Below are 21,213 nucleotides of genomic sequence, written 5' to 3'. Positions count from 1 at the left end.
GTGCGACCTCAGGATGGAAGCATGCCGAACCCCTTCCGGATCCGTGCCGCCGCCCTGGCCACCGCCCTGGTGCTGTCCTCCCTGCTGACCGGGTGCAGCGACGGTGCCAAGGACGGGGATCTGGCGGCACAGAAGCTGGACTGGAAGGCCTGCCCGGCTCCCGACGAGGCCGAGGGCGGTGGCGACACCCCCTCGCCGCTGCCCGGTGGCGGTGCCTGGCAGTGCGCGACCATGAAGGCGCCGCTGGACTGGTCGAAGCCGAAGGGCGCCACCATCGGTCTCGCGCTGATCCGGGCCAAGGCCAGCGGCGACGCGAGCAAGCGGATCGGCTCCCTGATCTTCAACTTCGGCGGGCCCGGCGGCAGCGGCGTCACCACGCTCCCCGCGTTCGGTGAGGACTACGCGGCCCTGCGCACCCGCTACGACCTCGTCAGCTTCGACCCGCGCGGAGTCGGCCGCAGCGACCCCGTCGAGTGCGAGAACGACGAACAGCTCGACAACTACTTCCAGCAGGACGCGACGCCCGAGACCAGCGCCGAGCGCGCCCAGCTGATCACCCGCACCAGGCAGTTCAACGCCGCCTGCGAGAAGAACTCCAAGACGATCCTGCCGCATGTACGCACCACCGACGCGGCCCGCGACATGGACCTCATGCGCCAGGTCCTCGGTGACAAGCAGCTGCACTACTTCGGCATCTCCTACGGCACCGAACTCGGCGGCGTCTACGCCCACTTGTTCCCGAAGAACGTGGGCCGGGCCGTCCTCGACGGTGTCATCGACCCCACCCAGAACCCCGAGCAGAGCTCGCTGGGACAGGCCAAGGGCTTCCAGCTCGCACTCGACAACTTCGCCGAGGACTGCACCTCCAAGAAGACCGAGTGCCCGATCGGCGACACCCCGCAGGACGTGAAGGACCGTATCGCCAAGCTCCTCGCGGACCTCGACAAGAAGCCGATCCCCGGTATCCTCCCCCGCCAGCTGACCCAGACCGCCGCCACCAACGGCATCGCGCAGTCGCTGTACTCCAAGGACTTCTGGGAGTACCTCACCGAGGGACTCGAAGAGGCGTACGACGGCGACGGGAAGATCCTGATGCTGCTGTCCGACTCCATGAACGGCCGTAGCCAGAACGGCGAGTACAGCAACATCACGGCGGCGAACATCGCCATCAACTGCGCCGACGCGAAGCCTCGGTACACCGCCGACTACGTCCAGCAGAGACTGCCCGAGTTCCGGGCCGCGTCCCCGCTGTTCGGCGACTACCTCGCGTGGGGCATGGTCAGCTGCACGAGCTGGGCGGTGCCGGGCGCCGCCGACCATCCCGACGTCAGCGCGCCCGGGTCGGCGCCGATCCTGGTCGTGGGCAACACGGGCGACCCGGCCACGCCGTACGAGGGTGCGAAGAAGATGGTGGAGTCGCTGGGGAAGGGCGTCGGGGTGGAGCTGACGTACAAGGGGCAGGGGCACGGGGCCTACGACAGCAAGGACAAGTGCGTGCAGTCGACCGTGAACGGCTACTTGCTGGAGGGGCGGGTGCCGAAGGCCGGCAACGTCTGTTCGTGAGCGTTGGGGAGCTGAGAAACCGCAGGTCAAAAGGTTATCCACAGGCCGCAACAGCCTCCGCTCGATCCGCCTACTATGACCTGACCGCTTTCCGCGACGAACCTGCGGAGAGCCTGTGAGGGGGGTGTGCGCGCATGTTGCGTTTCGTACGGTGGGCGGCCGCTGTTGCCGCGGGGTTGCTCGTGGCCGGGTGCGGCGGTGGGTCGTCCGGTGGCGGCGGGGACGAAGGCAAGACACGGTCCGAACAGCCGTCACCGGCCTCCACCGCCTCTGCCGCCCTGCCCCCCTCCCTCACTTCCCAGCGGCTCGACTGGGGCCGCTGCAAAACCACTTCGGACTCCGCCGCGCCCGGTGGGCAGTGGCGGTGCGCAACGCTCAAGGTGCCGCTGGACTGGGCGAAGCCGGACGGGAAGACCATAGGGCTGGCGCTGATCCGGACGAAGGCGAGCGGGGGTTCGGGCAAGCGGATCGGTTCGTTGCTGTTCAACTTCGGCGGTCCCGGCGGCTCGGGCGTCTCGATGATGCCGTACTACGCCCCCACCGTCTCCACGCTGCGCGCGCGGTACGACCTGGTGAGCTGGGATCCGCGCGGGGTGGGCGCCAGTGAGGGGATCCGGTGTCGCAGCGACAAGGACATGCGGTCCGCCGAGTCGATCGACGCCACCCCGGACACGGCGGCGGAGGAGACGGCGTACTTCAAGGACGCCGCCGCCTTCGGCAAGGGCTGCGAGACGGCGGACGGCGAACTGATCGCACACGTCTCGACGACCGACACGGCCCGGGACATGGATCTGATGCGCCAGGTGCTCGGCGATACGGAGATGCACTATTTCGGCATCTCGTACGGCACCGAACTGGGCGGTGTCTACGCCCACTTGTTCCCCGGGAAGGTGGGGCGGCTGATCCTGGACGCGGTGGTCGACCCGACCGCGGACTCGGTCGGCCACGCGAAGAACCAGACCGAGGGGTTCCAACGGGCGCTGGACGACTACCTCAAGTCCACCGGACAGGACCCGGAGCAGGGCTCGCAGAAGATCGCGGCCCTGCTGAAGAGGCTCGACACCGAGCCGCTCGCGACCTCCTCCGGGCGGAAGCTGACCCAGACCCTCGCGGTCACCGGCATCGTCCTGCCGCTGTACAGCCAGGACAGCTGGCCGACGCTGACCAGCGCCCTCCAGGCGGCCGAGGACGGCGACGGCTCGGAGCTGCTGTCGCTCGCGGACCAGTACAACGAACGTGACTCCTCGGGGCACTACGGCACGACCGGCCACTCCCAGCGGGTCATATCGTGCCTGGACGACAGGCAACGGCCCACGCTCGCCCAGACGAAGAAGCTGCTGCCCGACTTCGAGAAGATCTCGCCCGTCTTCGGCGACTTCCTGGGCTGGGACACGGCCGGCTGGTGCCACGACTGGCCGGTGGCCGGGGAGTACGACACCCCGGAGGTGAGCGCCCCGGGCTCGGCCCCGATCCTGCTGGTCGGCAATACGGGCGACCCGGCGACCCCGTACGAGGGCGCCCGGCGAATGGCCGACGAGCTGGGCAAGGGCGTCGGCGTCGAGCTGACCTGGAAGGGCGAGGGCCACGGCGCGTACGGCCGCGGAAGCGACTGCGTGGACTCGACGGTGAACGCCTACCTGCTGGACGGCACGGTCCCGAAGGACGGCAAGGTCTGCTCATGACGAAGGCGGGGGCTCCGGGTGCCTGCCGCACCCGAAACCCCCGCCCGTCGCAGAGACCGCGCTCAGTAGACCGGCTTCTCGGGCTCGATCTGGTTGACCCAGCCGATCACGCCGCCGCCGACGTGCACGGCGTCCGCGAAGCCCGCGGACTTCAGGACGGCGAGGACCTCCGCACTGCGGACACCCGTCTTGCAGTGCAGGACGATCTTCTTGTCCTGGGGCAGGCCCTCCAGGGCGGTGCCGAGCAGGAACTCGTTCTTCGGGATCAGCTTGGCGCCCGGGATGGAGACGATCTCGTACTCGTTCGGCTCGCGGACGTCGATGATCTCGATGTTCTCGCCGTCGTCGATCCACTCCTTGAGCTGCTTGGGAGTGATCGTCGAGCCGGCGGCCGCCTGCTGGGCCTCCTCGGAGACGACGCCGCAGAAGGCCTCGTAGTCGATGAGCTCGGTGACGGTCGGGTTCTCGCCGCAGACCGCGCAGTTCGGGTCCTTGCGGACCTTCACCTGGCGGTACTGCATCTCCAGGGCGTCGTAGATCATCAGGCGTCCGACGAGCGGGTCGCCGACGCCGGTGAGGACCTTGATCGCCTCGGTGACCTGGATGGAGCCGATGGACGCGCAGAGCACGCCCAGCACGCCGCCCTCGGCGCAGGAGGGGACCATGCCCGGCGGCGGGGGCTCCGGGTACAGGCACCGGTAGCAGGGACCGTACTCGGACCAGAAGACCGAGGCCTGGCCGTCGAAGCGGTAGATCGAGCCCCAGACGTACGGCTTGTTGAGCAGCACGCAGGCGTCGTTGACCAGGTAGCGGGTGGCGAAGTTGTCCGTGCCGTCGACGATCAGGTCGTACTGGCTGAAGATGTCCATCACGTTCTCGGCCTCGAGCCGCTCTTCGTGAAGGACCACGTTCACGTACGGGTTGATGCCGAGGACGGAGTCACGGGCGGACTCGGCCTTGGAGCGGCCGATGTCGGCCTGGCTGTGGATGATCTGGCGCTGCAGGTTCGACTCGTCGACCTCGTCGAACTCCACGATGCCGAGGGTGCCGACACCGGCCGCGGCGAGGTACATCAGCGCCGGCGAGCCCAGGCCGCCGGCGCCCACACAGAGCACCTTGGCGTTCTTCAGCCGCTTCTGCCCGTCCATCCCGACATCGGGGATGATCAGGTGGCGGGAGTACCTGCGGACCTCGTCTACGGTGAGCTCAGAGGCTGGCTCGACCAGGGGTGGCAGCGACACGGGGACTCCGTTGGTCGGTCAATCACTACAGATGTTCTCCGTGTAACACTGCCATGGCCATCTTCATTCCGAGACACCTGTCCCGACCCGCGAGACGATGTCGTCCCAGTAGCCGGGCATGTTCTCCCAGGGGTCCATGCGACCGCCGTGATCCGTACGGTCCGTGAAGTAGATGGTCGCGGCGCCCTGCCAGCGGGCGATGCGCAGTGCCTCGTCGAGGTGCCCGCGGGGTATGCCGTGCACGAAATGGCAGAAGCGGTCCGGCGGGTAGTCCGCGGTCCACTCGGCGACATGCGACCAGCGGTAGTCGCTCCACGGGCCGGCGAAGGTCACCAGTTGGTCGGCGTTCTCCGCGTAGCCCGGATGGGGGTGGGTGCCGTGGCCGAGGACGATGTGGGGAGCGCCACCGATGGTGCGGAGCGTGGCGACGGCGCGGCGGATCCCGGGGAGCGCCGTGCGTTCGCCGGGGCAGCGCTCCAGCAGGAAGCCGTCGACGCGGTACCAGTCGTGATAGCGGCGGGCGTCCAGGACCAGATCGCCGTGGGGGCGGGCGCCGTAGGTGGTGTCCAGGCGCCCCAGGACGCGGACGCCCGCGTTGCGGAGTCTGCCGGCTGCTTCCAGGCAGTGCGGGTCGGGGCGGCTGCCGGGGCCGTTCGCCACGTTGAGGACGACCCAGTGCAAAGGGGTGCCCGGGCGGGTGAGTTCGGCCCACTGCGCCGGGGCGAGGAGGGGGTGGGCATAGCCCGGGATGCCGAGGGCGGTGCGGACGCCGGTGGTCGCGGCGCCCGACCTGGTGCTGGTCAGATGCGGCATGCCGCCTCCATCCAGATGTCCGCGAGGGACTCTTCGAGGTTGATACGGGGCCGCCAGCCGAGCCGGTCGCGGGCACAGCGCACGTCGGCCTGCTGCCAGCTGCCGCAGCCGTCCGGGTACGGATAGGCGACCGGGGCCGCGTGGTCGGGGTCCAGGCGGGGGTGGCCGATGGGGCCGCGCAGCGGGCCGGGCGGGCCGTCGAGTTCATGCAGGGCGCCGCCGTATCCGGCGACCCGGGCGAGGACGGCGGCGGCGTCGCGGAGGCGGATGGCACGGCCGGAGCCGATGTTGATGACACCTTGGGCGGCGGAGAGCGAGGCCGCGTGGACGGCGCGGGCGACGTCGCGTACGTCGACGAAGTCGCGCTGGGCGCCGAGGCCGCCGAGTTTGAGTTCGCCGTCGCCGGACTGCATGGCGCGGCGCATGGCTTCGGCGAGGCGGCCGAGCGGGGAGCCGGCCGGGGTGCCGGGCCCGGCGGGCGAGAAGACGCGCAGCACGACGGCGTCCAGGCCCGACCCGAGGACCAGTTCGGTGGCGGCGAGCTTGCTGACGCCGTACGGGCCGCCGGGGCGCGGTACGGCGTCCTCGGCCGTGGAGGAGCCGGGCTGGCTCGGGCCGTACTCGGCGCCGCAGCCGATCTGCACCAGGCGGGCGCCGCAGCCGCTGCGGCGCAGGGCCTCGCAGACGGTGGCGACGGCGACGGTGTTGTGCCGGGTGAGTTCCCGGGCACCGCCGCGGGTGGCCCCGGCGCAGTTCACGATGACGCCCGGGTGGACCGCGTCGAGGAAGCGGGTGAGTGCACCGGGGCTGCCGGTGGCGAGGTCGAAGCGGACGTCGGCGTCGTCGCCGCGGCCGAGCGCGGTGAGCTGGACGGCCGGGTCGGCGAGCAGCCGGTCGGCGACGAAGCGGCCGAGGTATCCGTTGGCTCCGATCAGCAGAACCCTCATCGCGTGGCTCCCGGGGTGTGCGCTCCGGCGACTCCGGTGGTTCCGGACGCTCCGGGTCCGGGTCGGGAGGTGGTCATCTGGCGGTCTCCTTCAAGGGGTGGTGCGGTTGCCTCCGGCGGGATGCCGGGCGCCTGCCACCGCGACAGCACGGCGAGGCAGGCGAAGAGAACGGCGGCTCTGCTCACTCCGGGTCTCCCGTCGGCGCGTGGGCCGAGGCCCGGGTGAGAGTGCGGGTCGCGTGGAACAGCAGCGCCAGGGCCGCGGCGCCGCAGACGAGTGCCGGAACGCCGCCCGCGCCCCAGGCGCCGGCCAGGGCGTCGACGGGGGTCGCCAGGAAGGCGCAGCCGGGCAGCCGGCCGGCCAGGACCAGCCCCACGGCGGCCGCTTCCGTGGCGGCGGCGAGGGCGAGGGCGGGGCGCTGCGGCACGTTGTGGACGGTGAGCAGGCGGGCGAGCAGCAGGAGGGCGCCGAGAGTGAGGGCCTCCGGGTAGCCGGCGGGTTCTCCCAGGGCGGCGGCGCACAGGGCGAGCAGGGCGGTGAGGACGCCCAGGTAGAGGGCGAACGTGCCGAGCAGCAGCGGCTGTACGGACCCGGCGAACTCCTCCAGCCCCCGGCTGCCCGTGAGCCTGCGGCGGGCGCCCGCCGTGAAGAGATGGGCGCTCCAGGCGGCCGGGGCGCAGGACAGGGTGAGGGCGAGGACGGGCGCGGTGGTCACCGGCCAGGGGCCGTGCGCGAGGCCGGTCGGGAGGCCGTCGGGCCCGCCGTCCAGGACGGCGCGCAGGAGGCCGTTGCCGAGGAGTGCGTAGGCAAGAAGCCAGCAGGTCCACGCGCGCGTGCCGGTCACGGTGTGCCGGGCGGGCCCGGCGAGGGGGCCGCGACGCAGGGCCAGGCCCGCGGCCAGGGCGAGGGCGAGCACGCCGACGGCCGCCGTCAGGAGGCGGGGGCGCCCCTCGGTGAGCCGTACGCCGGTCACCACCGCCACGCCGACCGCGCCCGGCAGGAGTGTGAGCAGCGCCCGGTCGGCGCGCACGCGGGGCGCGGGCGCCTGTTCCGGGCGCGGGCGCGGGTCGTCGTCGCGGGGCACGCGCGCGTAGAGCTCTTCGGCGAGTGAGAAGACGTCACGGTGCCGGAAGCGGGCGGCGGTCCGGTCGGTGACGCCGTGCGCTTCCAGGCCGGCCGCGATCTCCAGCGGGTCGACGGCCTGCTCGCAGAGGGCGCGGTGGCGGTGCATCAGAGCTTTCACGGGATCGGCGGCGCCTCGACGTGAGTTGGGTCTACGGCTGCCCGTGGTGCCCGGGGCGGTCCGGGTGTGGCCCCCGCCGGCGATCGCGGCCGCGTCCCGATCCCCGCTCCGGGACAGGGCGTCTTCCGAGCCGTCGTCCGCCACGCCCAGGAGCCATTCCTCCGACCGCGCGTCCCAGGCGTCGGCCCCGCCGGGGCGCTCGGGCCGGTCCAGCTCCCCCGGACCGCCGTGCACGGCGCCGTCCTCGTCGCCCTTCACAGGGCACCCTCCGGCGACGCGAGCGGGGTGGCCCGTACCGGGGTCGGCCGCGGTACGGAACTCAGGGCCCAGCCGGGGCCGCCCCGGCTCACGACGCGGGCCGCCGGACCGGTCCAGCGGCCGGGAACATGTGCCTCGGCAGGAGCGGCGAACGGCAGCGGCTCGCCTGCCTCGTCGAGGACGACCCGGCGCACCGGACAGTGCGAGACGATCTCCAGGTAAATGCCGTGAAATGCCGCGATGTTCTGCTCGACGGTGAAGAGTTCGAGCGCCCGGGCGCGTGCCGCGGCTCCGAGGCGCTCACGGCGCTCTGGGTCGCGCAGCAGCGCCACGCACGCCTCCGCGAGCGCCCGCGGATTGCGCGGGGGTACGACGAGACCGGTGCCGCCGATGACCTCCACCACGGCGCCGACGTCGGTGGAGACCGTCGCGCGGGCGCAGAGCATCGCCTCGACGAGGCCGACCGGGAAACCCTCGACGACGCTGGAGAGGACGACGACCGATCCGGACGCGTAGGCGTCGGCGAGGGTCGGTGCCTCCGGGCCGCCGATCTCCTCGAAGGCGACCGGGTTGTCGCCGACGGCGTGCACTCCTTCGGCCTCGTCCGGGAAGAGCTGGGCGGCGAGCGCCTTGCAGTGGCCCAGGTAGGCCCGGCCTTCCGGTCCCGCCGGGGCGCCCACGATCCGCAACCGCGCCTTGGGCTCCTCCTTGCGGACCTCCGCGAAGGCGTGCAGCAGCGACACCAGGTCCTTGGACGGTTCTGTCCGGCCGACCCACACGAGCGTGTCCGGGTCGGCCCGGTCCGGCGCCTCGCCGACCTCGGCGAAGCGGGCGGCCTCCAGGCCCGGGTGGACGGTGCGGATGCGGGCGCGGTCGGCGCCGCAGCGCTCCTGCCAGCGGCGGGCGTGCGCGTTGCCGGGGGTGATGATCGCGGCGCGGCCGTAGACCTCGGCGGCGAGCCGGCCGTGGAAGGCGGCGAGCAGGGCGCGCACGGCCGGGGTGGCCGCGTCGGGGCCGGAGGCGAGGTAGTGCGAGCGCAGTTGCACGCCGTACTCGGTGACCAGCAGCGGCACGTCGCAGAAGTGGTGGGCGAGCAGGCCGGGGAGGGCGGCCGGGCCGCCGGCGGTGGCGTGGCAGAGGTCGGCGGCGCCGAGGCCGTCGTCGCCGTACCAGTCGAGCGAGAGGGGGCGCAGGGTGCGTTCGAGGTGCGCGGCGACGGCGAGCAGATCCGGCACGCGCGCCTCGCGCGCCGTACCGAGTGCGCCGGGTGCGCGGCAGGCCCGCTCCAGGGTGCGCACGGCGCTGTCGGAGCGGAGTGCGCCGACCAGTCCGCCCTCGTCACGGGCGAGTTCGGCGAGTCCGTAGAGCGCGCTGCCGAAACGGTCCGCCAGATGGCCGGGTCCGGCACCGGAGCCGTCCGCGCTGTTCGCGCCGTCCGCTCCGTCCAGGCCCGCGTCGGCCGGGCCGCCGACTCCCGGACCGGCGCACAGCACCGCCGCCAGCTCCCCGTAGCTCTCGACGAAGCGCCGGCGCGCGCGCCGGCCGTACGCGACCCCGTCCTCCTCGGCGGTCCACAGCGGCGCCGTCCGTACCCGGCTGACGTGCGGCGGCAGCGGTAGCCAGCCCTCGTCCTCCTGGCGCCTGCTGCGGCTGAGCGCGTAGAGGTCGAACTCGTGCTGCCCGAGCCCGCGCACGAGCCGGTCGCACCAGAGTCTGGCGTCACCGCTCACATACGGATAGCCACCCTCCGTAAGCAGTCCGATGCGCACGTGTGCACCCCCGATCGATCTCCCGTATGGGGAGCCACCGTTGCCTCGGTGGCTCGCAGCGGGAAGAACGTATGCGGACAAGGCGGTGGCGCGACGGACGGTTGTCCATCGCGCCACCAAAAGGGGTGAACGGTCGTAACTTTCCCGTGCGGTTCGCGTTCGGTCGCGCTAAGAGATCGATCGACCGCGAAACGTCACATCGCGTTGCCTCCCGGGAGCTGCTGAAACGTCACGCCGACGCCAGTTCCCGCCGGGCGGCCCGGCGCCGGGCCGCGGCCTCGGGGTCGAGGGCGGGTACGGCGGCCAGCAGTTGCCGGGTGTACGGGTCCTGGGGGCTGTCGTAGACCTCGTCGGCGGGTCCGGTCTCGACGATCCGGCCGCGGCGCATCACCGCTACCCGGTCGCTGACCTGACGGACGACGGCGAGGTCGTGGGCGACGAAGACGAGCGCCAGGCCGAGTTCGCGCTGGAGCTCACCGAGCAGGGCGACGACCTGGGCCTGGGTGGTGACGTCCAGCGCGGAGACCGGCTCGTCGCAGACGATGACGCGCGGGTCGGCCGCGAGCGCCCGCGCGATGCCCACGCGCTGGCGCTGGCCACCGCTGAACTCGTGCGGGTAGCGCTCGTAGTGCGCCCCTTCGAGCCCCACACGCTCCAGCAGTTCGATCACGCGCCCCCGGATGCGCCCCTGATCCCGCACGCCCCGCGCGCGGAGCGGGTCGGCTATCGACTCGCCCACGCTGCGCCGGGGGTTGAGGGACGACACCGGGTCCTGGAACACCATCTGGACGGCCGGCCGCACGCCCACGCGCGCGTGCCCCTCGTAACGGACCTCTCCCGCCGTCGGCTCCAGCAGCCCGACCAGCATCCGGCCGAGCGTCGTCTTGCCACTGCCGCTCTCGCCGACGATGCCGAGGGTCTCGCCCCGGTGGATGGTCAGCGACACGTCGTCCACGGCCGCGAACGCCGCCTTGCCGCGCCCGAATTCGCGCCGCAGGCCGGACGCCTCCAGCACGACCTCCTCGGACGCCTGTGAGGGCGCGCGCACCGCGTCCACGCGCGGGACGGCGGAGAGCAGCTCGCGGGTGTACGGCTGCGCGGGTGCCCCGAGCACGGCGGCGACCGGACCCTGCTCGACCACGCGCCCGTGCCGCATGACGAGCACCTGGTCGACGCTCTCGGCGGCGACGCCCACGTCGTGCGTGACGAGGAGCAGGCCCATGCCGGTCTCCTCGCGCAGGGTGTGCAGCAGGTCGAGGATCTGCGCCTGGACGGTGACGTCGAGGGCCGTGGTGGGCTCGTCGGCGATCAGCAGGTCGGGCTCGCAGGCGAGCGCCATGGCGATCAGCGCGCGCTGGCGCATGCCGCCGCTGAACTCGTGCGGGCGGGACCGGGACCGACGGGGCGCGTCCGGGATGCCCACGCGGTCCAGGACCTCCACGGCACGCGCGCGTGCGGCCCGTCGCGACACGCGCGTGTGCACGCGGTACACCTCGGCGATCTGGTCGCCGATCGCGTAGTACGGGTCGAGGGAGGAGAGCGGGTCCTGGAAGACCATCGCCGCCTTGGCGCCGCGCAGCCGCCGCAGTTCCTCGTCGGTGGCGGACTGTACGTCGGTGCCGGCGACCTGGATCGTGCCGCCGACCTTCGCCCCCGTGCCGTGATGCAGGCCCAGCAGGGCCGAGGCGACCGTGGACTTGCCGGAGCCTGACTCGCCGACCAGCGCCAGGGCGGCGCCCGCCGCCAGTTCGAAGGAGAGTCCGTCCACGGCCCGCAGGTCGCCGAACTCGACGGTCAGATCAGTGACTTGGACGAGACTCACGTCAGTACCACCCGTCGGTCGGCCACCGCGTACAGCACGTCGGCGACGGCGTTGGCGAGGACCACGAAGAAGCCGATGACCAGGACCATGCCGACGACGACGGGCAGGTCGACCACGGTGACGGCGTGGACGAGTTCCTGGCCGATGCCGGGAAGGCCGAAGAGGGTCTCGATGAGGACGGCGCCACCCACGGCACTGCCGAAGTCGTTGGCGTTCAGGGCGATGATCGGTGCCAGGGCGCCGCGCAGGGCGTGCCGGCCGACGATCGACCGGTCGCCCACGCCATAGGCCCGAAAGGTCCGGATGTGGTCCTCGGCGAGCGTCTCCAGCATCGACGCCCGGGTCATCCGGGCGAAGTAGGCCGCCTCGGCAAGCGCCAGGGTGAACCACGGCAGCAACAGGTTCCAGGCCCACTGCTCGGGGTCGTCCGAGAAGGACACGTACTCCGGGAACGGCAGCAGCTCCAGTTGTCCGCAGACCACGATCATCAGGACGAGCCCGATGACGAAGACCGGCGTCGACATGCCCGCCAGGGTGAGGCCGGTCAGGGCGCGTTCGGTGAACCGGCCGCGCCGCCAGGCGGAGAGGATGCCGGTGCCGACCCCGAGGATCAGCCAGAGCACCATGGCGCCGATCACCAGCGACATGCTGACCGGCAGCTTGGTCAGGATGATCCGGGTGACCTGCTGGTCGCTCTGGTACGAGAGTCCGAGGCAGGGCGCCGAGCAGTGCGCGACGGACGTGCCGGTCGAGTAGTCCTGGCCGGCGAAGATGCCCGACAGGAAGTGCCAGTACCGCAGGTACAGCGGGTCGTCGAGCCTGAGCTGCTGGGAGACCTGGTGCACCTGTTCCGGCGAGCAGCGCGGGCCGCAGGTGATCTGGGCGACGTTGCCGGGGGTGACGTAGAAGACGACGTAGACGATCACCGAGATGGCCAGCAGGGTGATGACCGCGCCGACGGCACGGCGCAGCGCGAATCCGCCGAAGCCGGTCATGACTGGGTCTCCTTCGCGACGGCCGTCTTCGCCGTCTCCTTCGCGGCGGCCGCCTTCGCCGTCTGCGTCGCGGTGGCCGCCTTCGCCTCCTGCCTGCGGCCCGTGCCGACGCGCAGCCGGGAGGCCGACCGCGGGTCGAGGGCCGTGCGGATGCCGTCGCCGAGCACGGTGAGCGCGAGCACGGTCACGAACAGGGCGCCGGCCGGCAGCAGCAGGTACTGCGGGGCCGCCTGGTACCAGATGTTGGCGGAGGTCAGCATCTGTCCCCAGGACGGGGTCGGCGGCTTCACGCCGACGCCGAGGAAGGACAGCGAGGCCTCGATGGAGATGTTGGCCGGCACCATGAGCGCGGCGTAGGTGATGACGGGCGCGGCGAGGCCGGGCAGCAGTTCCCGGCGGGCGATCCGCCAGGTGCTCCAGCCGCTGAGCCGCGCGGCGGCCACGTAGTCGAGGTTCTTCAGGGAGAGCGTCGCGGCCCGCGTGATCTTGCCGATGGTGCCCCAGGCGACGAAGCCGATGATGAGCGAGACCAGGACCGGCCGCGGAAAACCGGCGGGCACGACGGCCAACAGCGCCAGCGCCATGATGATCAACGGCATGGCGACGATGATGTCGGTGACCCGGCTCAACAGTTGATCAACCCATCGGTTGCCGAGCGCGGCCGTGACACCCACGATGACGCCGAGGACGACCTGCACGGTGGTCGCGGCCAGCGCGACCCCCAGGGAGACCCGGGCCCCGTACACCAGCCGCGCGAACAGGTCCCGACCGGTCTGCGGTTCGACGCCCAGCCAGTGGTCGCCACTGATGCCGCCGAAGGAGCCGATCGGGACGCCGCCGCGCGCGGAGTCGATGAGGGACGGATGGTAGGTGGTCGGGTCCTGGCCCTCCAGCGCGGTGAGCAGCGGCGCCGCGAGTGCGACCAGGACGAGCAGTGCGACCACGGCGGCCGCGACGAGGGCGGCGCGCTGCGTACGCAGCCGCCGCCAGAACTGACGAGCCCCCGAAGCCCCCGAGGCGGGCGCCTCGGGGGCCTGGGTGGCGAGAAGTGCCTCGCTCACGGCGCTACTTCACCGCGACCTGGGAGATGTCCAGGACGCCGGTCCAGTCGCTGATCACGACGTTCTTGATGTCCTTGCCGACCAGTCGCTTGTAGACCGGGTGGAACAGCGGCACGGTCAGGGCCTGCGCGCCGATCTTCTTGTCCAGTGCGCCCCACCGCTTGGCGGCAGCGTCGAGGTCGGTCAACTTGTTGATCGCGTCAATCTCGGCATTGACCGAAGCATCATTGAGCTGGGCCGAGTTGAAGTTCGAGCCGTCCTTGACGATCTGCCGGCCGTCGAAGATCGGGGCGAGGAAGGGACCGCCGGAGGGCCAGTCGGCACCCCACGCGGAGAGGAAGAAGCCCGGCTCGGTCTTCACGTTGTGGATCGTGTCGGAGTAGTTGTTGTCCTCCAGACCCTGGAGCTTGACCGTGATGCCGGCCTTCTTGAGGGCGTCCTGGATGGCGGTCGCGATCTCGGGGCTGGTCCTGAAGTTCTGGGCGTTGTCGTGGGTCAGCGTGACGGTGAGCCCGTTCGGGTAGCCCGCTTCCTTCAGCAGTTCCTTGGCCTTGGCCGCGTTGCCGGTGTCGCCCGCCGGGAAGAGGTCGTACGGCGTGTAGCCGAAGGACTTCTGGTTGGGCAGGTAGGTGGTGGCGGCCACGGCCAGCGCGCTGCCGCCCGCCGCGTTGATCACGGACGACCGGTCGACGGCGTACGAGATCGCCTGCCGCACCTTGGGGTTGTCGAACGGCTTGACCTTCGGGTTGAACGCTATGTAGTTCGTGTAGCCGAAGTGCCCGGTGCCGACGCGCGAGGCGAGATCCTTGTCGCCGGTCACCTTGGCGAGCTCGGCCGGGCCGAGGTTGGTGTCCGTGGTGACCGCGGCGGCGTCCGTCCCCTGGGAGGCCGACAGCCGCTGGTTGATCACCGAGGAGTCGAGCCCGGACTTGACGTCGATCTTGTCCGGGTAGGCCTTGCGCTGGTCGTCGACGCCCGACGACCAGTAGGTGTTCCGTTCCAGCACCACGTGCTCACCGTCGTTCTCGTTCTTCACGACCTTGTAGGGGCCGGACGAGATCGGGTGCTCCTCGTACTTGGTGCCCGTGTCCTTGGCCTTCGGGACGGGCGTGAACTGCGTCTGCGTGGCCAGGTACGGGAACTCGCCCTCGGGCTTGTTCAGGTGGAAGACGATCGTGCGGCTGTCCGGCGTCTCGATCGCCGAGAGCCCCTTCTTGTCCTTGTACGGCCCCTGGTAGTCGGCGGCGCCCACGAGCCAGTCCCGCAGGTAGGGCGCGCCGCCGGAGAGTTCGGGGGCGAAGGAGCGCTCGATGCCGTACTTGATGTCGGCGGACGTGATCGCGGTCCCGTCCTCGTACTTGAGGCCCTTCTTCAACGTGTACGTCCACACGGTCGCGTTCTCGCTGGGGCGCCCGGTGTCGGTGGCCAGGTCGGGGACGACCTTGGCGCCGGCCGCGCCGTTCGCGCGGTTGCGGGTGGTGAGCGTACGGAAGACCAGGGAGGGCACGTTGCCGCCGCCGGAGGTGTACAGGCGGGCCGGGTCGAAGTCCGACTGGGGGTCGGAGTTCAGGACCGTGAGCGTGCCGCCCTTGTGCGGCGTGGAGTCGCCACCGGAGCCCTTGGCATCGTTGTCCTTCGGCCCGCAGGCGACGGCTCCCGCTGCCACGACCAGGCTGACGGATGCCACGGCCAGGCGGCGCGCTGTGGCGGACGGTTGACGCATCGGAATGACGACCTCTCGGAAGGCGAGTCTCGATCAGTGAGACTGATTGACGAGGAGTGAGACGAAAGTGAACAGACGTCTGCCCGGGCGCCAGGTCGTCGAAAGAGCCGTGACCGAGTCACGGCAACGGAGAAAGATCGCGACGCGAACGCCCAGGGGCGAGGGTCAGCGACAGTGAATGTCGGCCACGCAGAGCGCGGTCACACCGATGAGCGCCAGCTCGATGGCGGCGCGCTCGGAGGCGTGAAGGGACGACATGCCCAGAAATATGTATGAACTTTCTGCCCATGTCAATGTGATGTATGCGCCACCTGTCAACTCTTGGGGTACGGCCAGGGGTTGGGCAGACAGTGGATTCCGTCGTGGTCGAGGAACTTGGTCTGCTGCTGCATGACCGGCGCCAGCTCGCCGTCCTTGTCGCAGGTCACATGGCCGTAGCCGAGCCGGTGGCCGACCTCGTGGTTGATCAGCATCTGCCGGTAGGGGTGGATCTTGTCGCCGTACGTCTTGCTGCCCTGTGCCCACCGGTACGCGTTGATCATGACGCGTTCGGTGGCGGCCGAGTCGCAGGACACGTTGTCCTCGGTCGTGTCGAGGCCGGACTTGGCGCACCACTTGGCGGTGGTTCCCGGGCTGGCGAGGGTGATCACGAAGTCGGGCTTGCCGGAGGAGACGCGCTCGAAGGTACGGGCGCCGTCGTGGGCCCAGCTGCGGTCGTCGTTGAGCGTCTTCTGCACGGCCGCGGCGAACAACTCGCCGTCCAGCCCCAGCCCCTGCTCCACGTCGACGCGGTAGGTGTACTTCTGCCCCTTGCCGGGCGCCTTGGCGGCCCCGGGCACGGCGTCGAACTTCCCGGACCCGGCCAGCTTGGCGCCGAGCGGGTACTTCTTGTCCATCGCCTGCTCGTACGAGAGCGTCGCCACACGGGGCGAGGCGGAGACGGACGGTGTCGTACGGCCGTTGCCGCGCGAGGCGGCACCGTCGGTGACCCGTGCGTCGCCGGCGGCCGACTGGGACCGTACGCCGCTGTCACCGCCGTCGGCGACCTGCCCGGCGACGATCACCGCGAGCACGGTGGTGACGGCGGCGGCCGCGACTCCGGTGAGGGCCCGCCCCTTGCCGCCCTTGGGCTGCGCGGGTTCGCCGGTGGGCGGCGCGTCGTCACCGCCGTCGCCGCCGTACGGCTCGGAGGCGAGCGGGGAGGTGCGCGGGCCGGAGTCGAGCAGGGAGGCAGCCGGGCCGGAGGAGGGCGGATACGTTTCCGCGCGCCGGCCTCCGATGCCGGTACCCGCGCCGGGCCGGGGCGTGAAGACGTCGGCGTCCTCGCCGAAGGCGTCGAGGTAGTCCTGCCGGGGCGCACCGGGCCCGCCCCGCCGCTGTCGCGGTATCGACGGCCCGGCCGCCCCGGAAGCGGCGGCACCGGCCTGTCCGCCCACCTCACCCCAGCCACCGCCGGCTTCCCGCTGCTGGGGATGACCGCCACGGACCCGGGGCACACCATGGGCCGGGGTGCCGTCAGCCAACCGGGGCACACCGCGGGCCGGCGTGCCGTCCGGCAGGCGCGGGGCCCCTCCCGGAGGCGGGCCCTGGGTCGGGCGGGGTACCGGCCCGGCGCCTTCGCGCTCGCCCTTCCTCGGGTCACTGTTCCGGCTCGCGCCTATGCCGGTTATGTCCGCGGCATCGCCTTTGGGGGCCGGACCACGGCGACTGTGACGTCCCACCCGCCCCTCAGCTCCCCGCGCCCGGCGCGACCGTACCGGCGTCCGACCTGTCGGCGTCCGCCAGGAGTTCGAGGAACGCCCCGGCCACCGTCGCGGGGTACTCCATCATCGCCACGTGCCCGGCGTCCGGCATGGACAGCAGCCGGGAGCGGCGGAAGGTACGCGCGGCCTTCTGGGCCATGCGGTAGCCGACCAGCTGGTCGCGGCCGCCGTAGATCAGCAGGGTCGGGGCGAGGACGCGCTCGGCCTGGCGCCAGAGCCCGTGCTGGCCGCCCAGGGTGTAGGCATTGACGATCCCGCGCGCGGACCGCGCCATCGCGTCCCAGAAGTACGGCAGTCGCAGCCGCCGTTCCAGCTCCTCCACCGCGTACTCGAACGCCTCGGGCGTGACCCGGCCCGGGTCGCCGTAGCAGAGGGCCAGCACGCCACGTACCCGCTGCTCCGCGGTCCACTTGCCGGTCGCGCGGGTGAGCAGTCCGGCGACGCCGGGCAGGCCGAGCACCACCGTCGGCATGGCCGTGCGCTGCACGCGCAGTTCGGGCAGGGCCGGTGAGACGAGCGTGAGCGTGCGGACCAGGTCGGGGCGGACGGCGGCGACGCGGGTGCTGACCGCGCCGCCGAGCGAGTTGCCGAAGAGGTGGACCGGACCACGGCCCACCGCGTCGAGGTAGCGGATGACCGCGCGCGCGTGCCCGGTGACGGAGTAGTCGCCGTCGTCCGGTGGCGGGGAGTCGCCGAAGCCCGGCAGGTCGACCGCCTCGCCGTCCACGACGCCTTCGAGCCGCTGCATCAGGTCCGACCAGTTCTGCGAGGAGCCGCCGAGCCCGTGGACGAACAGCGCGGGCGGCAGGCCCGCGCGCGTGGGCGGCCTGGACCGGACGGTGAGGGTGACGCCGGGCAGCCCGACCGTCCGCAGCCGCTCGCCCTCCGCGACTCTGACGGCCGCCGCCTTCGGCAGCACGCTGGTGGGCGGCACTGAGGGCAGCTCGGTCGAAGACATGGGCCAATGTTACGAGACGATCACACAGTGATTCGTGTGTTCGCCGTCACAGCGCCGTCCGGGCGAGCCATCGCGTCGCGGGGCCGGCCGCCGGGCCATGAGGCGAGCACGCGGTCCGCCGGAAGGCCGCCGACAAGCTTCGGCGAGCCGTCGGCGAGGCCGTGTGGCCGGCGGTCGACGGCGTCCCGGGCGAACGGCCGTCGACGGCATAGCGTCCGCAACCGGTGTCTCCTACGCTCATAAGGAGGGCACCCGTTTATGGCCCCCTGCTTCTGCCAGGGACATTCGATGGAAGGGAGCCCACGATGGCCTACGACCCCACCGACCCCGACGTGCTCGACGATCTGCGACGGGAGGCGGAGGACGCCCCGGAGATCGACGTCGAGTCGCCCGAGGTCGACGCAGCCGAGCAGCACACGGACGTCGCACCGTCCCGTGACGACCCGCTCACCGGTGTGGACGAGGACCGCGCGAACGAGGCCGATCTCATCGAACAGGCGCGCGTCGTCTCCCTCGACGAGGAGGACTACCGCTGACCGCGGAGGCTCCGGCGGGTCCGCCTGGCCTGTCCACATTTCCCGGTGCGGCTTTCGCCGTCGTCCGGTACGTGAAATTCTGCGCTCGCACCGCGCACAGCACGGTTACCGAAAAGTACGATGGCCGGGCGGCGTAATCCGCATGTGGACGATTTTTGGGAGGCGGCGTGACAGCCATCGAGCAGACAGAGGCGGCGCGCCCGCGGGGCACGCGCCTGCCGCGCCGTGCCCGTCGGAACCAATTGCTGGGCGCCGCCCAGGAAGTTTTCGTCGCGCAGGGGTATCACGCGGCCGCGATGGACGACATCGCCGAACGCGCCGGTGTCAGCAAGCCGGTGCTGTACCAGCACTTCCCGGGCAAGCTCGACCTCTACCTGGCCCTGCTGGACCAGCACTGCGACGCCCTGATCCACGCGGTCCGCGGCGCGCTCGCGTCGACGACCGACAACAAGCAGCGCGTCCGGGCGACCATGGACGCGTACTTCGCGTATGTCGAGGACGACGGCGGCGCCTTCCGCCTGGTCTTCGAGTCCGACCTGACGAACGAGCCCGCGGTGCGCGAGCGCGTCGACAAGGTCACCACCGAGTGCGCCGAGGCGATCTGCGACGTGATCGCCGAGGACACCGGCCTCTCGCGCGCCGAGTCGATGCTGCTGGCCTCCGGCCTCGGCGGTCTGGCCCAGGTGGTGGCGCGCTCCTGGCTGCACAGCGACCGCAGCGTCCCGCGTGACCAGGCGGTGCAGTTGCTGGCCTCGCTGGCCTGGCGGGGCATCGCCGGCTTCCCGCTGCACGGCACCGACCACCACTGAGGCGTCACGGGTCCGTCGGCACGGCATTCCCGTTCGCTGTTCGCTCCTGGCGTGCACGCCCGCAGCGTGTACGTCCCCTCACCGGGCTAATGTGTGCAGCGTACGGCGCGGAAGTTCGCGCACTTCACTGACCGTCGGAGGGACATAGCCGTGGAGGTCAAGATCGGCGTGCAGCACGCGCCCCGCGAGATCGTGTTGGAGAGCGGTCTCAACGCCGAGGAGGTCGAGCGCCTCGTCGCCGACGCGCTGGCCGGTAAGTCGCAGGTGCTGTCCCTGGAGGACGAGCGCGGCCGCAAGGTGCTGGTCCCGACGGACCGCCTGGCGTACATCGAGCTCGGCGAGCCGACGGTGCGCAAGGTGGGCTTCAGCGCGGTCTAGCCACAGCAGCACGGAGGGGCCCGTCGGACGCGTGTCCGACGGGCCCCTCCGTCGTGTGCGCTCCGTCGTGTCCGCGCTCCGTCGTGTCCGCTCCGCCGCGTGCGCTCCGCCGTGTCCGTTCCACCACGTGCGCTCCACCGTGTCCGCTCTGCACATCCGGTCCACAAGTCACCCACAGAGGAGGATTGCATTCCGCAGGTCACGGGTATGACGGCCTACGACCGTGAAGCACCGGCCGGCCGTGGGAGGGACCCCTCGTGATGTTGCTGGAAGTCCTAGGATCCGCACTGCTCGGCCTGGCCCTTTCATGGGCCGCGGCGAGCCGCCTTTCCCACCGTCTTCCGGCCCGGCACCTGGTGTTCTCCACGGGTGTCGCAGGAGCCCTCTTCGGCGACTTCGTCACCCACAGCGCGCTCGGCCCCGACACGGTCCTCGTGAGCCTCCTGGGTGCCGCGATCGTCGCGGCGGCCTCTCTCTCGCTGCTGCTCCGCCCTGCGGGCCGCCACCTGCGCCGACGATCGATCCCGGCGTAGCGTCAAGCGCCGAGAACCGTTTCAGGCCCCCGAGCCGAAGCGCTCCCCAAGGGGCGCGGGGAACTGCGCGACCAGCCACCACGAACCCGCAGCCGCGCAGCTCCCCCTGACTTCCCCTGATTTCCCCCACCGAGCGCACCGAGCGCTAGGCGGCCAGGCCCAGCGCAGCCATCCGCTTCGTGTGCGCCTCGGTGATCCGCGAGAACATCCGCCCCACCTCGGCGAGATCGAACCCGTCGGCAACCCCGCCCACCAGCATGGTCGACAGCGCGTCCCGGTCGGCGACCACCCGCTGGGACTGCGAGAGCGCCTCCCCCATCAGCCGCCGCGCCCACAGCGCCAGTCGGCCCCCCACACGAGGGTCGGCGTCGATGGCCGCCCGCACCCTGTCCACGGCGAACCCGGCATGCCCGGTGTCGTCGAGCACCGCAAGCACCAGCTCGCGCGTGTCCGTGTCCAGGCGCGCCGCGACCTCCCGGTAGAAGTCACTGGCGATCGAGTCGCCGACGTACGCCTTGACCAGGCCTTCCAGCCAGTCCGACGGCGCCGTCTGCCGGTGGAAGCCGTCGAGGGCCGCGACGAACGGCTCCATCGCCTGCGTCGCGTCCTCGCCGATCTCCGTCAGCCGGTTCCGCAGCCGCTCGAAGTGCTGGAACTCGGCCGACGCCATCTTCGCCAGCTCGGCCTTGTCCGCCAGGGAGGGCGCCAGCTTGGCGTCCTCCGCGAGGCGCTCGAACGCCGCGAGCTCGCCGTACGCGAGGGCGCCGAGCAGGTCCACGACCGCGGCACGGTACTGCGGGTCGGCGGCCGCCCGCGCCCAGTCCTGGGCGGCGACACCGGTCGGTTCGGCGGAGGCGGTCTCAGGCTTGTCAGAGCTCGTCATGAAGCGCACAATAGCCCGCCCGCCGGCTCCGGGAAGCCCCGGGGAAGACCCCGGAATCCTCAGGGAAGCCCCGAGAAGTCCCGGACAAGTAACCGAGAAGCCGCTGGTCAACCACTGTGACTACCACGACGTGACCAAATCGGCCATCGCATGTGCACGATTCCGGGGTATGGTGGTAATGCGCCTGCTGGTACGCCGTCGTATTCGGATGTACCTCGACAGGCCGCACGTATGAG

At 71.5% G+C, this 21,213-nt stretch carries 19 protein-coding genes; 6 read left to right on the top strand and 13 right to left on the bottom strand.

What is annotated here, in order from left to right:
- The first annotated feature begins 21 nt into the window (after positions 1-21).
- Complete coding sequence (locus ABZ642_RS04285) at positions 22-1,563, top strand: alpha/beta hydrolase (protein ID WP_360476818.1); 1,542 nt, start codon at positions 22-24, stop codon at positions 1,561-1,563.
- Positions 1,564-1,697: 134 nt separating this feature from the next.
- A complete protein-coding gene (locus tag ABZ642_RS04280; protein WP_360476815.1) occupies positions 1,698-3,245 on the top strand; it encodes an alpha/beta hydrolase in 1,548 nt (515 codons plus the stop codon).
- Between the two features lie 62 nt (positions 3,246-3,307).
- On the opposite strand, the gene moeZ is transcribed toward ABZ642_RS04280, so the two are convergent.
- The 12 genes from moeZ to ABZ642_RS04220 all read right to left on the bottom strand — a co-directional run bounded on the left by moeZ (position 3,308) and on the right by ABZ642_RS04220 (position 17,838).
- On the bottom strand, positions 3,308-4,486 hold the full coding sequence (gene moeZ / locus ABZ642_RS04275) for an adenylyltransferase/sulfurtransferase MoeZ (RefSeq protein WP_360476812.1): 1,179 nt from the start codon (positions 4,484-4,486) through the stop codon (positions 3,308-3,310).
- A 63-nt stretch (positions 4,487-4,549) separates the two neighbouring features.
- On the bottom strand, positions 4,550-5,299 hold the full coding sequence (locus ABZ642_RS04270) for a spherulation-specific family 4 protein (protein ID WP_360476809.1): 750 nt from the start codon (positions 5,297-5,299) through the stop codon (positions 4,550-4,552).
- On the bottom strand, positions 5,287-6,246 hold the full coding sequence (locus ABZ642_RS04265) for an NAD-dependent epimerase/dehydratase family protein (RefSeq protein ID WP_360476806.1): 960 nt from the start codon (positions 6,244-6,246) through the stop codon (positions 5,287-5,289). Before ABZ642_RS04265 ends, ABZ642_RS04270 begins: the two co-directional genes overlap by 13 nt.
- Positions 6,247-6,427: 181 nt before the next feature.
- On the bottom strand, positions 6,428-7,747 hold the full coding sequence (locus ABZ642_RS04260; RefSeq protein ID WP_360476803.1) for a hypothetical protein: 1,320 nt from the start codon (positions 7,745-7,747) through the stop codon (positions 6,428-6,430).
- On the bottom strand, positions 7,744-9,516 hold the full coding sequence (locus ABZ642_RS04255) for a DUF3492 domain-containing protein (RefSeq protein WP_360476800.1): 1,773 nt from the start codon (positions 9,514-9,516) through the stop codon (positions 7,744-7,746). Before ABZ642_RS04255 ends, ABZ642_RS04260 begins: the two co-directional genes overlap by 4 nt.
- Before the next feature lie 229 nt (positions 9,517-9,745).
- Positions 9,746-11,338, bottom strand: a complete 1,593-nt coding sequence (locus ABZ642_RS04250; RefSeq protein ID WP_360476797.1) for an ABC transporter ATP-binding protein — start codon at positions 11,336-11,338, stop codon at positions 9,746-9,748.
- Entirely contained in the window at positions 11,335-12,333 is a 999-nt protein-coding gene (locus ABZ642_RS04245; protein WP_360476794.1) for an ABC transporter permease, read from the bottom strand. Before ABZ642_RS04245 ends, ABZ642_RS04250 begins: the two co-directional genes overlap by 4 nt.
- Positions 12,330-13,394: an ABC transporter permease gene (locus ABZ642_RS04240; protein WP_360476791.1), complete on the bottom strand. Its 1,065-nt coding sequence runs from the start codon at positions 13,392-13,394 to the stop codon at positions 12,330-12,332. Before ABZ642_RS04240 ends, ABZ642_RS04245 begins: the two co-directional genes overlap by 4 nt.
- 4 nt (positions 13,395-13,398) lie before the next feature.
- Positions 13,399-15,117 (bottom strand): ABC transporter substrate-binding protein, encoded by a 1,719-nt coding sequence (locus ABZ642_RS04235; protein ID WP_360476788.1) that lies wholly within the window; start codon positions 15,115-15,117, stop codon positions 13,399-13,401.
- A gap of 165 nt (positions 15,118-15,282) precedes the next feature.
- The gene (locus ABZ642_RS04230) at positions 15,283-15,375 is read right to left on the bottom strand and encodes an Ms4533A family Cys-rich leader peptide (RefSeq protein ID WP_360476785.1); all 93 of its coding nucleotides are present in this window, start codon (positions 15,373-15,375) and stop codon (positions 15,283-15,285) included.
- Positions 15,376-15,431: 56 nt separating this feature from the next.
- A complete protein-coding gene (locus ABZ642_RS04225; RefSeq protein ID WP_360476782.1) occupies positions 15,432-16,838 on the bottom strand; it encodes a DUF3152 domain-containing protein in 1,407 nt (468 codons plus the stop codon).
- A gap of 7 nt (positions 16,839-16,845) precedes the next feature.
- The gene (locus ABZ642_RS04220) at positions 16,846-17,838 is read right to left on the bottom strand and encodes an alpha/beta hydrolase (protein WP_360476779.1); all 993 of its coding nucleotides are present in this window, start codon (positions 17,836-17,838) and stop codon (positions 16,846-16,848) included.
- Positions 17,839-18,143: 305 nt separating this feature from the next.
- Between ABZ642_RS04220 and ABZ642_RS04215 the strand changes: the two genes are divergently transcribed.
- The 4 genes from ABZ642_RS04215 (at position 18,144) to ABZ642_RS04200 (ending at position 20,094) form a co-directional block, all read left to right on the top strand.
- Positions 18,144-18,374 (top strand): hypothetical protein, encoded by a 231-nt coding sequence (locus ABZ642_RS04215; protein WP_360476776.1) that lies wholly within the window; start codon positions 18,144-18,146, stop codon positions 18,372-18,374.
- 167 nt (positions 18,375-18,541) lie between these two features.
- On the top strand, positions 18,542-19,183 hold the full coding sequence (locus ABZ642_RS04210; RefSeq protein WP_360476773.1) for a TetR/AcrR family transcriptional regulator: 642 nt from the start codon (positions 18,542-18,544) through the stop codon (positions 19,181-19,183).
- A gap of 150 nt (positions 19,184-19,333) precedes the next feature.
- On the top strand, positions 19,334-19,561 hold the full coding sequence (locus tag ABZ642_RS04205; protein WP_046730492.1) for a DUF3107 domain-containing protein: 228 nt from the start codon (positions 19,334-19,336) through the stop codon (positions 19,559-19,561).
- Positions 19,562-19,821: 260 nt separating this feature from the next.
- Positions 19,822-20,094 (top strand): hypothetical protein, encoded by a 273-nt coding sequence (locus ABZ642_RS04200; RefSeq protein WP_360477600.1) that lies wholly within the window; start codon positions 19,822-19,824, stop codon positions 20,092-20,094.
- A gap of 145 nt (positions 20,095-20,239) precedes the next feature.
- Here ABZ642_RS04200 and ABZ642_RS04195 read toward each other — a convergent pair whose 3' ends face one another.
- Positions 20,240-20,986, bottom strand: a complete 747-nt coding sequence (locus ABZ642_RS04195) for a ferritin-like fold-containing protein (RefSeq protein WP_360476770.1) — start codon at positions 20,984-20,986, stop codon at positions 20,240-20,242.
- Positions 20,987-21,213 lie beyond the last annotated feature (227 nt).

The organism is Streptomyces sp. NPDC007157, assembly GCF_040634235.1.
Classification (GTDB): Bacteria; Actinomycetota; Actinomycetes; order Streptomycetales; family Streptomycetaceae; genus Streptomyces.
The sequence above is the reverse complement of the archived record's forward strand: the minus strand, read 5'-3'. Positions and strand labels throughout refer to the sequence as shown.